We start from the raw sequence: 14,359 nt of genomic DNA on the forward strand, positions 1-14,359 counted from the left end.
ACCTCATCAAAGCACTTGCACCGGCACGACTTGCCCTACCCAACCGTTGACATCGCGGCGGGCGATCACCAACAGCTCGCCCGTGCCAGGCGCTGCCGCGAGCAGCGAACCGTCCGGGCCCCAGATAGCACTGCGGCCAGCCGATTCCCAGCCTCCGGTGGCGCCGCCATGATTGGCCATCAACACGGTCATGGCATGCTGCCGGGCATATCCTTGCAGCAATGCCGTATCGGACGCGTAGCCACCCTCGGTGATCAACACCCCCGCCGCATAGAGCGTAGCGCCCTGCCCGGCTGCCGCCGCAGCATGGCTGGCGTGGGAAAAATCGGCGCATACGGCCAGGGCGATGCAATCCTGCCCCATCGCCAGTATCGAACCGCCATGGCCCGGGGCGAAGGCGACTTCTTCCCCCGCGTGCAGATGCTGCTTGCTGTACACCCCGAGGGAGCCGTCAGCGCCGAGGACCAACGCGCCGATCAACACCGGGGCGTCCGCCGACAGGCGAATCGGCATGCCCACCACCGCCGTCAGGCCGAGCTCGCGGGCCAAGTCACGCAGCGGTTGCAGTACGCCATCCTCCGGCAGGATGGCCAGATCCGCCGCCAGGCCACGCTCGTAGCCGGTGAGCGACAGCTCAGGAAACACCAGCAACTCGACGCCCTGTTCAGCGGCCGCCTGCATGAAATGCTGATGACGAACGAGGTTGGCACGAACGTTCCCCGCAATGGAGATCGACTGGGCGGCGGCGAAGGTTGGAGCGGTCATGGGTCATCCTTGGAAGGCGCTGCAAACCTGAAGTTTGTCATAAAGCCCAGCGGACTCAAGCCAGGGTGAACAATTGCATACCCTCGATAGAATTTTCTGATTGAAGCGGCGCACCGTCCTCAAGTAAGCTCAGGGCCATTCACCGGAGACAGACCATGTTCAACGCCCTCTCACCGCTCCAAACCGCCAGCGCCCCGCGCTCGGTTGCGGCTGCCTGGGCGAACAGCGTTCAAACTCCGGTCAGCTTTTATTTGGGGTATTGGTTTAGCCACTGGCGCGCCTGATACCCAACCGGCGCCCATTTTAAACGGGTCGCCTTCCAGAGTTTTCCAAACCCCCGGTCGGCCTCCCGACCGGGGGTTTTGTTTTTTCAGGCCCCACACATTTGCAGCACCAGACAACTTGAGGATTGAGCCATGAACTACGCCACTTATTACCGTTACGACAGTTTTTCCGCCTGGCGATTTACCAGCCACCGCTCGGGACAGCCTGCCGCCTCCGATCGGTCACCTACCGGTGGCAAGCCTCAATTGCGGGCCAATCCGGCCAATTGTCGAACACCCCACTAGGACCGGCGCGCGGGAATGAACCCGCCGCCCGTCCAGGAAGCCAGATCATGAATTCGTCCGTCTCCGCTTTGCCGCTGTCCACGCTCAACCCTGCCAACGAAGCCCTGACCCTGCGTCTGCCGAGCTCATTGCAACTCAAGCACCAATTGCCCCTCAGCCCCGCGCTGAGCCACCAAGTGAGCGTCCATCGCCAGGCCATCCGCGCGATCCTCGACGGTGAGGACTCCCGCCTGTTGGTCATCGTCGGCCCCTGCTCGATCCACGACCCGAAATCCGCCCTCGAATACGCCGCCAATCTGGCTCGCCTGGCCCATGAAGTGAGCGACAGCATGCTGCTGGTGATGCGCGCCTACGTGGAAAAGCCCCGCACGACCGTAGGCTGGAAAGGCCTGGCTTACGATCCTGGCCTGGATGGCAGCGATGACATGGCGGCCGGCCTGACCCTGTCCCGGGAATTGATGCGCGAAATATTGCAACTGGGCTTGCCCGTCGCCACCGAACTGTTGCAACCCATGGCTGCCAGTTACTTCGACGACCTGCTCAGTTGGGTCGCCATCGGTGCACGCACCACCGAATCGCAGATTCATCGGGAAATGGCCAGCGGCCTGGGCATGCCGGTAGGGTTCAAGAACGGCACGGACGGCGGGGTCGGTATTGCCTGCGATGCCATGCGCTCTGCCTCCCATCCCCATCGGCATTTCGGCGTGGACAGCCAAGGGCATCCGGCGATCATCCAGACACCGGGCAACCCCGACACCCACCTGGTGCTGCGCGGCGGCCATCGGGGGCCGAACTACGACCAGCAAAGCGTCACGCAGATACACCACGACCTGACCCGCCTCAAGATACCGGCCCGGATCATGGTGGACTGCAGCCATGCCAACAGCGGCAAAGACCCGCTGCGCCAACCGCAGGTGTTCAATGACGTGCTGGAACAACGACTGCAAGGAAACCGCGACCTGATCGGCATGATGATCGAAAGCCATCTGTTCGAAGGCTGCCAACCGCTGGGCCCATCGATGCGCTACGGCGTATCGGTCACTGACGGTTGCCTGGGCTGGGAGTCCACCGAGCAGTTGTTGCGCGAGGCCCATCGCAAGCTGCAATTGCCAGCCTGAGACCCGAACACGCCGCCCCCTGGAACCAGGGGGCGGTGCAAGCCATGCGGGAACGAGCTTGCTCGCGATAGCGTCAGTTCTGCCAACATCGATGCTGCCTGACATACCGTCATCGCGAGCAAGCTCGCTCACACAGCGGTGCCTTGCTCAGCCTGGCGCTTTGGAACGCACCTGCACCGTCACCGACTCTGAACGCTGGCTGACGTCATCCAGGCGCTCGACCTGATAGAACACCCCCACCGACCTGTCGCCCTGAGCCTGCCAATACGCCGCTGGAACCACAAAAACGAGCGGCTGACCTGCCGTGGCCTCGGTGACTTCGCGCTCCAGGACATGAGCGGAGCTGCCATTGCACTGCAACCAGACCAGCTCGCCCGCCTCAAGCCCGGGATCATCGATGACAATCGTCACCCCCTCTTGCAAATCGTCGACATTCAGCCAACCGTCGTTCATCTCCCGAATCCTGGGCGCCTTCAACGCAGGACGCAGCAGAGGACCGATGTGCAACGACAAGGGCTCGGCGCGGCGCACCGAATGTCCGCGCCTGACGACATAGACCAAGGCCAGGTTATGCCCTACATGGGGAGCGATCAGCGAATGATCGACCCAGAGCGATACCTCACGACCGACAGCATGGGCTTCTATCTCCAGCACATCGCGCCACAGCACGTTGGAAGTTTTGCTGGCCGTCAGGATCAACCGATCGCCGACCGCCATCCTGGCGTAGGGCCTAATCGTCACCCACGTTCCGTCAGGTACCCGACTCGGATCAAGGCTGCCACCCACCGCATCGTTGGCAATGGCAGGCAGCAGTTGCGGTGATGCATCGCCGATGTCCAGTTGCAAGTGTTGCGAAGCCAGGGTGACCGGCAACTGTTTGCCCGTCACCTGGTAGGAGAGCTCCAGCGAGCCACCGTCCAACTCGGCGATATGCGGTTCGCGCACGACGAACACCACGTCTCGCCCGACTTGCCGCTCCGTGACGAACCCGGCCACTTCATGTCGGTAAGGCTCTCCCTCGTTGTTGAGTCCATGCCAACGCAGCAGCACCTCATCCCCGCACGCCATCATCGGATAAGGCTTGACGGTAACGACGACCTTGCGCCAAGCGGGGTCGATCACCCCGTCCCTGGCCGCGGCCAGGACCGGTGGCGGCAGCCTTGCCCTAGAGGTTGAACGGGATCGTTGGAGAGTGGGGTAAGTGATCATGTGCAGGCTCCAGTCCTTGGATGAAGGCACCGTTTGCATAACGGCGCTCGATGAGGTCATTAAAACCCGCTCGCGCCAAACCCACAGCCAGACAAGACGACAGCGGCTGTGGTCCCTGGCGTTCAAAGCTGTGGCTGCAAACGACTCGGGTTATAGGAGACCTCCTACACCTTTAGCCAGCGCCAGACTATTTCCCACTCTTCCCACTTTTTCTATTCCGGTTTCCCCGGTTCAGCGCGGTTTCTTCCTACACCGCCCATTACAGGCCTGGATTAGAGTGAAGTGGCAAATTCATCGTGAACCTCTTCGAAAAAGGTACGAACATGCAACGGAATGCAACCACTCAATTTCCCATCCTGTTGGTCCATGGGTTGTTCGGGTTTGACAGGGTCGGTGGTTTTGAACTTTTCCATGGCATCAAACAAGCCCTACGCGCAGGCGGTGCTCGGGTGTTCATCCCCTATCTGTCGGCCACCCATTGCAACGAGGCCAGAGGCGAGCAACTGCTGGCGCAAATCGATCGGGTCCTGGCCGGCACCGGTGCCGCCCGGGTCAACCTGATCGGCCACAGCCAGGGTGCGCTGGCCGCCCGCTATGCCGCCGCGCGGGCCTCCGACAAAGTGGCCTCGGTCACGTCGGTCAGCGGCCCCAACCATGGTTCCGAACTGGCCGACTTCCTGCGCAAGGCACTTACCCCGGACGCTTGCCAGGGCACGTGGCAAGAGGCGTCGCCACACTGTTCGCCGATTTCATCTCGCTGCTTGACGGGCAGGCGCAGCTATCGCCCACCGCCGTCGCCGCGCTAGCAACGTTGACCACTGAGGGTGTGGGTGCCTTCAACGACAAATACCCCCAGGGCCTGCCGAAGAACTGGGGTGGAAACGGCCCGGACCGGGTCAATGGCGTGCGCTACTACTCATGGAGCGGCACGTTGCGCGAGGCTACGGGGGAAACATCGGAGCCGTTGCAGGTTTTCTGCCGCGCCTTTTCCGGATACTTCATCACCGAAGCCGAGCAGAACGACGGCCTGGTCGGGCGCTTCAGTTCGCACCTGGGCAAGGTCATTCGCTCCGACTATCCAATGGACCATATAGAGGCCATCAATCCAGGCGTCGGCGCATCACGCAGGGGTACAGACCCCACAGAACTTTACCTGCGCCACGCCGAGCGCCTGCGCAAAGCCGGCCTTTGATCGCCGGGCCCAAGGTTTTGACGCAATTTTGACAACACCCCGTTAATGAATCCGGTAGGCTCAACACCTTTAAATACAGCGAAAGGAATTTCCCCATGGCCAAAGCCACTGCCCGCCACATACTGGTTTCCACCGAAGACAAGTGCAACGAACTCAAGACCCAGATCGAAGCCGGCGCCGATTTCGCCGAAGTCGCCAAAGCCAACTCCTCCTGCCCATCCAGCCGCCAAGGCGGCGACCTGGGTTCGTTCGGTCCAGGCCAAATGGTCAAGGAATTCGACACCGTGGTATTCAGTGCGCCGATCAATGTGGTCCAGGGTCCGGTCAAGACCCAGTTCGGCTACCACCTGTTGGAAGTCACCAGCCGTCAGGACTGATGACCCCTTGTAGGAGCAAGGCTTGCCCGCGATGAAACGATAACGCGGCTTAGCTTGGACCGCGGCGCGACTATCGCGGGCAAGCCTTGCTCCCACAGGTCTTGCTCTCACAGATAAATCCCTTCGCCGTAAGGGACTGGCGATCCAGGCGCCGCTCGCGTACAAATCGTGTCATCGATCACCCGGCTTTAAGGCTGACAATGCGACTGGCGTTCCCTTCCCTGCTATTGACTGCCGTGGTCCTGCTGACAGGCGCCGTCGGCGTCGATGCAGCACCGCAACATGCCCTGACTGTCTATGGCGAACCGGCCAAATACGCCGAAGGCTTCGGTCACTTCGCCTATACCAACCCCCAGGCCCCCAAGGGCGGGACCCTGCGCCGCTCGGCCGTCGAGATCGGCCACTTCGACCACATCCTGCCCTACGTCGACAAAGGCATCGGCGTCAGCCAGATCGACGGGATGCTCTATTCGCCGCTGGCCCAGCGCTCGCTGGATGAGCCCTATACGGTCTATGGCCTGGTGGCGCAGAAGATGGAACGTGCCGACGATGGCCTGTCCCTGCGCTTCTACCTGAATCCCAAGGCGCGCTTCGCTGATGGCAAGCCCATCACCGCCCAGGACGTGCGCTACAGCTTCGAACTGTTGATGACCCAAGGCAGCCTGCGCTATCGCACCCAGTTCGCGGCGGTCAAGGACGTCGTGGTCGAGGACGAGCGCACCGTTCGCTTCAACTTCAAGAACAACGAAAGCCGCACCCTGCCCCTGGACATCGCCACCTTGCCGGTCTTCCCCGAACATTGGTGGAAGACCCGCGATTTCGCCAACGGCGGCGGCTATGAGGCGCCACTGGGCAGCGGCCCGTACCGGGTGAGCAAGGTCGATTCCGGGCGCAGCATCACCTTCGAGCGCAATGCCGACTGGTGGGGCAAGGACCTGCCCGTCAGCCGTGGCCTCTACAATTTCGACCACTTCAGCATCGAGTATTTCGGCGACACCGATGTAGCCCGGCAGGTGCTGCGCGGCGGTGCCTATGACTACAACCGCGAATTCTCCGCCACCGGTTTTTCCATCGGCTATGACAGCCCCGCCCTGCGCGACGGTCGCTTGCAAAAAGCCCACCTGGCCACCGAGGCGCCACAGACCGCCCAGGGTTTTGTGTTCAACCTGCAAAAACCGCAATTCCAGGACCGCCGCGTGCGCCAGGCCCTGGCGATGCTCTGGGATTTCGAGTGGAGCAACCGCCAGATGATGCGCAACCTCTATGTGCGTCAGCAGAGTTACTTTTCCAACACCGACCTCGCCGCCCGGAAACTGCCCGACGCGGGCGAGTTGGCGATTCTCGAGCCTTTGCGCGGGAAAATTCCCGATGAAGTCTTCACCCAGGTGTTCGAAGCGGCGAAAACCGACGGCAGCGGCGTGATCCGCGACAAGCAACTGCAAGCCCTGGCCTTGTTGGAACAGGCCGGCTGGAAACCCGACGGCGACCGCCTGGTGAATGCCGAGGGCGAACCGCTGAGCTTCACGTTCCTGAACAGCCAGAACGGTATCGACCGCCTGCTGCTGCCCTACAAACGCACCCTGGCGCAAATCGGCATCGACATGAGCATCCGCCACATCGACGCGTCCCAGTACGTCAATCGCCTGATGAGCCGCGACTACGACATGATCATCACCGGCTACCCCGTCAGCACCTCGCCAGGCATGGAACTCTACAATTACTTCGGTTCGGCGGCGGCCAACGATCCGGGGGCCAACAACTACATGGCCTTGCAGAACCCGGCGGTGGACACGCTGATCGACGGACTGGTCAAGGCCACCACCCAAGCAGACATGCTGCGCCATGCCCACGCCCTGGACCGGGTGCTGCAATGGAACTACTACTGGATTCCCAACTATTACCCGCCGGGCAGCTCGACGGTGTGGTGGAACCGCTTTGGCATCCCGAAAGTACAAGCCAGTAATGACGAAGCCATCGAAAGCTGGTGGGAAATGAGTACCACGCCGCTGACCAACGAGCAGATGAGCGCCGAGCGCATCAAGCGCGGCTCACCCGGAGGGCCGCATTGATGTGGGCTTATATCGCGCGGCGCCTGCTGTTGATCATCCCCACGCTGGTGATCATCCTGCTGGTGAATTTCGTCATCGTCCAGGCCGCCCCAGGCGGTCCGGTGGAACAGGCTATCGCCCACTTGCAAGGCATCGGCGGCGCCAACATCGGCAGCTCGGGCAACGCCATGACCGGCAGCTCCCGAGCCAGTCGCGGCCTCGACCCACAACTGATCAAGGACATCGAAAAACAATACGGCTTCGACAAACCGGCCCACGAGCGCTTGTGGCTGATGCTCAGCAGCTACGCCCGGCTGGATTTCGGCAAGAGTTTCTTTCGCGGCGCAACCGTCACCGACCTGATCCTGGAAAAGATGCCGGTGACCATTTCGCTCGGGCTCTGGGCCACATTGCTCACCTACCTGGTGTCGATCCCCCTGGGTATCCGCAAGGCGGTGCGTCACGGCTCGGCCTTCGATGTGTGGAGCAGCACGGCGATCATCATTGGCTATGCGATGCCGGCGTTCCTCTTCGCGATGTTCCTGATCGTGGTGTTCGCTGGCGGCACCTCTCTGAACTGGTTTCCGGTGCGCGGGTTGGTGTCGGATAACTTCGAGTCACTGTCGACCCTGGGCAAGATCGCCGACTACTTCTGGCACCTGGTGCTGCCGGTCACGTCGCTGGTGATCGGCGGCTTCGCCACCCTGACGATCCTGACCAAGAACTCGTTCCTCAATGAAATCACCCGCCAGTACGTGGTCACCGCGCGAGCCAAGGGCATGAGCGAACGACGGGTACTGTATGGCCATGTGTTCCGCAATGCGATGCTGCTGGTGGTCTCGGGTATTCCCCAGGCGTTCATCAGCGTGTTCTTCGCCGGTTCCTTGCTGATCGAGGTGATTTTTTCCCTCGACGGCCTGGGACGCATGAGCTACGAGGCCGCGGTCTCCCGGGATTATCCGGTGGTGTTCGGCTCGTTGTTCATCTTTACGCTGTTCGGCCTGCTGATCAAACTCGTCGGCGACCTTTGCTACACCCTGGTGGACCCGCGCATCGACTTCGCCGCGAGGAACGCCTGATGTTCAAGTTTTCCCCCTTGGGCCGCCGGCGCTTCGAACGCTTCAAGAAAAACCGTCGGGGCTGGTGGTCGCTATGGCTGTTCATCGGCCTGTTCATCCTGAGCCTGGGCGGCGAGTTGATCGCCAATGACAAGCCGCTGGTGGTGAGCTATCAGGGCTCATTATATTTCCCGGTGTTCAAGCGCCATACCGAGCAGGAGTTTGGCGGACAGTTGCCGTTCCAGGCCGACTACCGCAGCAATTACGTGCAGAACCTGATCCACAAGGACGGCGGCTGGCTGCTGTTCCCGCCGATCCCGTTCAGCGACGACACGCCCAACTACGACCTCAACCAGCCGGCGCCGAGCCCACCCTCGACCGTGAACTGGCTGGGCACCGATGACCAGTCCCGGGACGTACTGGCCCGGGTGATCTTCGGCGCACGGGTGTCGATCCTGTTCGCCCTGGCCCTGACCGCCATCAGCGCACTGATCGGCATCGCTGCCGGGGCATTGCAGGGTTATTACGGCGGGTGGGTGGACCTGCTCGGGCAACGCTTGCTGGAGGTCTGGTCCGGGCTGCCGGTGCTTTACCTGTTGATCATCCTATCCGGCTTCGTGGAGCCGAATTTCTGGTGGTTGCTGGGGATCATGGCGCTGTTTTCCTGGCTGGCCCTGGTGGACGTGGTCCGCGCCGAGTTCCTGCGCGGGCGCAACCTGGAATACGTGAAAGCCGCCCGGGCCCTGGGCTTGTCGGACCGCAAGGTGATCGTGCGGCATATCCTGCCCAATGCGATGAATGCGACCCTGAGCTACCTGCCCTTCATTCTCACCGGGGCGATCTCGACCCTGACGGCCCTGGACTTCCTTGGCTTCGGCATGCCGGCCGGCAGCGCCTCCCTGGGCGAATTGATTGCCCAGGGCAAGCAGAACCTGCAAGCGCCATGGCTGGGGCTGACAGCGTTTTTCACCTTGGCGCTGATCCTTTCTCTACTGGTGTTTATCGGCGAAGCGTTGCGAGACGCCTTCGACCCACGATCTTGAAACGGCCATGAAGCGGAACCTTGAGATGAGCGACAACCTGATCGAAATCCGTAACCTGAGCGTGGCCTTCAACGACCAGACGGTGGTGCGCAACCTGTGCCTGGACATTCGTCCCGGCGAGTGCCTGGCCCTGGTGGGCGAATCGGGCTCGGGCAAGTCGGTGACCGCCCACTCGATCCTGCAATTGCTGCCCGAGACACAAGCCCGCACCACCGGCAGCATTCGCTACCGCGGCCAGGAACTGCTGGGGGCCGAGGCCAAGACCCTGCGGGAGTTGCGCGGCAATCGCATCGCGATGATCTTCCAGGAGCCGATGACCTCGCTGAACCCGTTGCACAGCGTCGAGAAGCAGATCGGTGAAACCCTGATGCTGCACCGGGGCCTGGGCGGCAAAGCGGCGCGCCAGCGCATTCTGGAACTGCTGGCCCTGGTGGGCATCCAGAAACCCGCCGAACGACTCAAGGCCTATCCCCACCAACTGTCCGGCGGCCAGCGGCAACGGGTGATGATCGCCATGGCCCTGGCCTGCGAGCCGGAACTGTTGATTGCCGATGAACCGACCACAGCGCTGGACGTCACCGTGCAGCGCAAGATCCTGCTGCTGCTCAAGTCCTTGCAGCAACGGCTCGGCATGTCCTTGCTGCTGATCAGCCACGACCTCAACCTGGTGCGCAGCATCGCCCAACGGGTGTGCGTGATGAAGGCAGGGGAAATCGTCGAACAGGCGCCTTGTGAAACCCTGTTCAGCGCCCCGAAACATCCCTACAGCTGCGAGCTGCTGCACGCCGAACCGGAAGGCGAAGCCCTGCCTCGGGACGAGCGCGAAAACGTGTTGCAGGTGCAGGACCTGCGCGTGAGTTTTCCTTTGGGCGGCGGGTTGTTCCGGCGCAAGGAATACTTGCGGGCCGTGGACGGTATCAGCCTGAGCATCCAGCGCGGCAAGACCCTGGGCATCGTCGGCGAATCCGGTTCCGGCAAGTCCACGCTCGGCCAGGCGATCCTGCGGCTGATCGACTGCGAAGGCAGCATCCATTTCCAGGGCCAGGCCCTCGATCAGCTCTCGCAAAAGGATCTGCGCCCCTGGCGCAAACAGATGCAGATGGTGTTCCAGGACCCGTTCGGCAGCCTCAGTCCGCGGATGTCGGTGCAGCAGATCATCAGCGAAGGCCTGGAGGTCCATAGCCCCTCGAGTCCCAAGCAATGTGAAGCCCAAGTGATCCAGGCTTTGAAAGAGGTCGGCCTCGACCCGCAGAGCCGCCATCGCTACCCCCACGAATTTTCCGGCGGCCAGCGCCAACGCATCGCCATCGCCCGGGCACTGGTGCTCAAACCCGCGCTGATCCTGCTGGACGAACCGACATCGGCCCTGGACCGCACCGTGCAGAAACAAGTGGTCGCCCTGCTCCGCCAGCTCCAGGAAAAATACGGCCTGACCTACCTGTTCATCAGCCACGACCTGGCGGTGGTCCGCGCCCTGGCCCACGACATGATCGTGATCAAGGACGGCAAAGTGGTCGAACAAGGCGCCAGCCATGACGTGTTCGACTCGCCCCAGCATCCCTATACCAAGGAGTTGTTGGCGGCGGCGCATCCGGGCTGGGCCTGACTCGATCAGGCATCGCCACGCTGATCCATGGTCTGCGCAAACTCACCAATCACCTCGACCACCTGTTGCGCACCGCGATGGATATCGAGGATCACCGTGCCCGCCTGATTCGCCAGCTTCACCCCTTGCTCCGCCTTGAGCGTACTCGATTGCATGCTGGTCACAGCCTGCTTGGCCAGTTCGCGGTTCTTGCCGACGACATCGGATATGGCCACGGTGGCCTGGCTGGTACGTCGCGCAAGGTTGCGCACCTCATCGGCAACCACCGCGAAACCACGTCCCTGCTCCCCGGCGCGGGCTGCTTCGATGGCGGCATTGAGCGCAAGCAGGTTGGTCTGTTCTGCGATTCCGCGGATGGCATCGACGATGCTACCGATTTCCTCGGACTGGGCGCTGAGGGCGCTGATCCCCATGGCGACCTGTTGCAACTCATCAGCAATGCTCTGCACCACCGTCACGGTTTGCTGCACGACCGAGGTCCCAAGCTGGGTATGTTCGTCGGTTTCTCGCGACGTCTCGAAGGCCAATCGTGCCGCTTTTGATTCAGCTTGACGCTGCTCGACCTCGCGGGTGCTGTCCGTGGCGAACTTGACCACCCCATACAAGCGGCCATTGGCATCGTAGAGCGGGTTGTAAGTCGCTTGCAGCCAGACCATCGCACCCCGTTTATCGACACGCTGGAAAAGCCCACTCATGTACTGGCCGCGGTTCAACGCGGCCCAAAAGCCGCGATAGGCTTCTTCCTGCACTTCGCTCGCTTGGCAAAACAGGCGGTGGTGCTGGCCGATCACGTCGTCATGTCGATACCCCATTACCTTGAGGAAGTTTTCGTTGGCTCGCACCACGGTGCCGCTAAGGTCAAACTCGATGACTGCCATGGAGCGGTCTATCGCCTGCATGAAACTGGACTGGGCCTGCGCGCGCAGCGCGCGCTCATGGGTGTTGCGCACAATCTGAAGAACGCGTTGCACGCCTGAACCTTGAGCGCGAACGGGAACATAATTCGCTTCGACCCAGATGCCGTCGCCCTCGCGCCGCCCGTGTAAGAAATGGGTCTCGGCACCCTCGCCTTGACCCAGCTTTTGCCACAGCGCCGCGTGCTCTCGACTTCGCGCGTAGGCCGGTTCGCAGAACATCGAGTGATGCTTGCCCAGAACCTCGTCGAGGGAGTAGCCCGTCATCTCCAGGAACAGCGGACTGGCATCGAGCACCTCCCCCGCTGCCGTAAACTCCACGATTGCCAGCGAGCCATGGAGCGCCGCCCGCTCCGCTTCAAGAATGGCCTGCCTGGCCTGGATCTGGTGCAAAGCGTCCTGATGCTTGCGAGTACGAATGAACATGGGTACCGCTCCCCGAGACGTTGAGTGCAGGACGATGGTCTTCTGAAGCGCCAATGCCCTGGGCCGGACATCATTAAGCCATTACTCAGCAAATCTTGTACATATTTTTATTTTTGTACAACTATACAGAGCATCCACTTTTTCTAGCTGTCGGTCTTAGCACCAGCCCATTTTCCAGCGTTTGCTGTCGCACAGCTCCCGCCAGTCGAAAACCTCGCAGCGAGCGCTGTGAACGGCCTGCAGCTCGACTTGGAGCGGCACTCCGAGCTCATCGCAAAGCAGTTGGATGACGAGAAAATGTTTTTCTCGATTGACCGGTTCACACGCCGTCCACTTGGACAGCTTGAGCTTTCGGGGATTAAATCGATTCACGGCCATTGCCCATTCATGTACAAAATTCGACTTAATGTACAATTTTTACCCCTTTCGAACCACGACGAATCAGAAGGAGTGTTGATCGGCCTTCGTCCCTGGTCATAATGCCGCCCAAAGAGCGACTCAGTAGCGCAAGCCTCCCTCTCCTGGAAATGGCCGATGAACCCCACCGAAAGTCTCAAGGACTACAAGCGCGTGCGCACGCTGGCGATCCGTTCGTTGTTCGAGATCATCGAGCAGTCCAGCGAAGGGACGGTGATTGTCGACCGCGATGCGAACATCGTCTGGATGAACGAACGCTACGCTCGCCGCTTCGGCCTGAACTCGGCGCAAGAGGCGATTGGCCGGGCCTGCGAGAGTGTGATCCCCGGCAGCCTGCTGCGCGAGGTGGTGCGCACCGGGCGGCCGATCCTGCTGGACATGCAGGACACGCCCAAGGAACCGCTGGTGGTGATGCGCCTGCCAATCCACGACAGCGCAGGCGCGGTGATCGGCGCCATCGGGTTTGCCTTGTTCGATGAGCTGCGCAGCCTGTCGCCGATGCTCAAGCGCTACCAGAGCATGCAGGAAGAACTGGCCTCCACCCGCTCGCTCCTGCGGGCGCGGCAAACCAAGTACAACTTCGCCCACTTCATTGGCACCAGCAACGCCGGCCTGGAGGTCAAGCGCCGTGCCCGACGCAGCGCCAGCGCCGATTCGCCGGTGTTGCTGCTGGGGGAAACCGGCACCGGCAAGGAACTGCTGGCCCAGGCGATCCACAGCGCTTCGCCGCGCGCACACAAGGCGTTCGTGAGCATCAACAGCGCGGCGATTCCTGAATCGCTGCTGGAAGCCGAGTTCTTCGGCACCGCCCCAGGGGCCTTTACCGGCGCCGACCGCAAGGGCCGTGCTGGCAAACTGCAGATCGCCCAGGGCGGTACGCTGTTCCTCGACGAGATCGGCGACATGCCATTGCCGCTGCAAAGCAAACTGCTGCGGGTGCTCCAGGAAAAGGAATACGAACCGGTGGGCTCCAACCAGGTACTGCAAAGCGATGTGCGAGTGATCGCCGCCACGTCCATGGATCTGGAGGCCGCGATCAAACGTGGGGAGTTCCGCGCCGACCTGTATTACCGCCTCAACGTGTTGCCGATCCAGGTACCGCCGTTGCGCGAGCGCCTGGATGACTTGCCGGCCTTGAGCGAGGCGATCCTCGAAGAACTGCGCAGCCAGCACGAGCTGAACCAGGGCGCCTTGGACCTGCTGGCGCAGCACGCTTGGCCCGGCAACATCCGGGAACTGCGCAACGTGCTGGAACGGGCCGCGTTGCTCAGCGACAACCTGCAACTCAATGCCGCCGACATCCGCGCGGCCATCGGCACCTTCATGCCAGTGACCCGCACAGCAAGCCCTGGCCTTGAGCCGTTGCGGCAAGAAACTTTCAGCGAGGCCCGGGCGCGGTTCGACCGGCAGTTGATCGAAACCACCCTCGCGCAATGCGGCGGCAAGGTGATCGACGCGGCGCAGCGATTGGGGCTGGGAAGGTCGACGCTGTACAAGAAGATGGTGGCGTTGGGGATTGCAGAGTCTCAATAAAGAGACTTTATTCTCTAAACATAGATAATCTTTTCTAGAGCGCTTCGCGCTCATCGCGAGCAAGCTCGCTCCCACAGGGAAGGG

Annotated in this window: 10 protein-coding genes and 3 pseudogenes; 8 read left to right on the forward strand and 5 right to left on the reverse strand. The window is 61.7% G+C overall.

All coding sequences use genetic code 11. The annotated features are described in order from the left end of the window. Positions 1 to 6 precede the first annotated feature (6 nt). Positions 7 to 765, reverse strand: a complete 759-nt coding sequence (locus KI237_RS18720) for a carbon-nitrogen hydrolase family protein (RefSeq protein ID WP_212796507.1) — start codon at positions 763 to 765, stop codon at positions 7 to 9. Between the two features lie 616 nt (positions 766 to 1,381). Here KI237_RS18720 and KI237_RS18725 point away from each other — a divergent pair. After that, entirely contained in the window at positions 1,382 to 2,452 is a 1,071-nt protein-coding gene (locus KI237_RS18725; RefSeq protein WP_212796508.1) for a 3-deoxy-7-phosphoheptulonate synthase, read from the forward strand. A 147-nt stretch (positions 2,453 to 2,599) separates the two neighbouring features. Here the strand turns inward: KI237_RS18725 and KI237_RS18730 are convergent, their stop codons facing one another. Then, positions 2,600 to 3,661, reverse strand: a complete 1,062-nt coding sequence (locus KI237_RS18730) for a hypothetical protein (protein WP_249410639.1) — start codon at positions 3,659 to 3,661, stop codon at positions 2,600 to 2,602. A gap of 323 nt (positions 3,662 to 3,984) precedes the next feature. Here KI237_RS18730 and KI237_RS18735 point away from each other — a divergent pair. The 6 genes and pseudogenes from KI237_RS18735 (at position 3,985) to KI237_RS18760 (ending at position 10,985) form a co-directional block, all read left to right on the forward strand. Then, positions 3,985 to 4,853, forward strand: a pseudogene (locus tag KI237_RS18735) (esterase/lipase family protein). A gap of 80 nt (positions 4,854 to 4,933) precedes the next feature. Continuing rightward, positions 4,934 to 5,230 (forward strand): annotated as a pseudogene (locus KI237_RS18740) (peptidylprolyl isomerase); the annotation flags it as partial. Between the two features lie 200 nt (positions 5,231 to 5,430). Next, positions 5,431 to 7,299, forward strand: coding sequence for an extracellular solute-binding protein (locus KI237_RS18745; protein ID WP_212796510.1), 1,869 nt, complete (start codon positions 5,431 to 5,433; stop codon positions 7,297 to 7,299). Continuing rightward, positions 7,299 to 8,357: a microcin C ABC transporter permease YejB gene (locus tag KI237_RS18750; RefSeq protein WP_212796511.1), complete on the forward strand. Its 1,059-nt coding sequence runs from the start codon at positions 7,299 to 7,301 to the stop codon at positions 8,355 to 8,357. The genes KI237_RS18745 and KI237_RS18750 overlap by 1 nt, the downstream gene beginning before the upstream one ends. Then, the gene (locus tag KI237_RS18755) at positions 8,357 to 9,379 is read left to right on the forward strand and encodes an ABC transporter permease (protein WP_212796512.1); all 1,023 of its coding nucleotides are present in this window, start codon (positions 8,357 to 8,359) and stop codon (positions 9,377 to 9,379) included. The genes KI237_RS18750 and KI237_RS18755 overlap by 1 nt, the downstream gene beginning before the upstream one ends. A gap of 25 nt (positions 9,380 to 9,404) precedes the next feature. After that, the gene (locus KI237_RS18760) at positions 9,405 to 10,985 is read left to right on the forward strand and encodes an ABC transporter ATP-binding protein (RefSeq protein WP_212800655.1); all 1,581 of its coding nucleotides are present in this window, start codon (positions 9,405 to 9,407) and stop codon (positions 10,983 to 10,985) included. Positions 10,986 to 10,990: 5 nt separating this feature from the next. Here the strand turns inward: KI237_RS18760 and KI237_RS31105 are convergent, their stop codons facing one another. From KI237_RS31105 to KI237_RS18770, 3 genes and pseudogenes are all read right to left on the reverse strand, one after another. Continuing rightward, entirely contained in the window at positions 10,991 to 11,455 is a 465-nt protein-coding gene (locus KI237_RS31105; RefSeq protein WP_502937130.1) for a methyl-accepting chemotaxis protein, read from the reverse strand. 87 nt (positions 11,456 to 11,542) lie between these two features. Beyond that, positions 11,543 to 12,325, reverse strand: a pseudogene (locus KI237_RS31110) (PAS domain-containing protein); the annotation flags it as partial. A gap of 156 nt (positions 12,326 to 12,481) precedes the next feature. Continuing rightward, positions 12,482 to 12,697 (reverse strand): TIGR02450 family Trp-rich protein, encoded by a 216-nt coding sequence (locus tag KI237_RS18770; RefSeq protein ID WP_212800657.1) that lies wholly within the window; start codon positions 12,695 to 12,697, stop codon positions 12,482 to 12,484. Positions 12,698 to 12,859: 162 nt separating this feature from the next. On the opposite strand from KI237_RS18770, the gene KI237_RS18775 reads away from it, so the two are divergent. Beyond that, complete coding sequence (locus tag KI237_RS18775) at positions 12,860 to 14,275, forward strand: sigma-54 interaction domain-containing protein (RefSeq protein WP_212796513.1); 1,416 nt, start codon at positions 12,860 to 12,862, stop codon at positions 14,273 to 14,275. Positions 14,276 to 14,359: the final 84 nt, after the last annotated feature.

Origin of the sequence: Pseudomonas sp. St316 (assembly GCF_018325905.1) — a bacterium.
In the GTDB taxonomy this organism is placed as follows: domain Bacteria; phylum Pseudomonadota; class Gammaproteobacteria; order Pseudomonadales; family Pseudomonadaceae; genus Aquipseudomonas.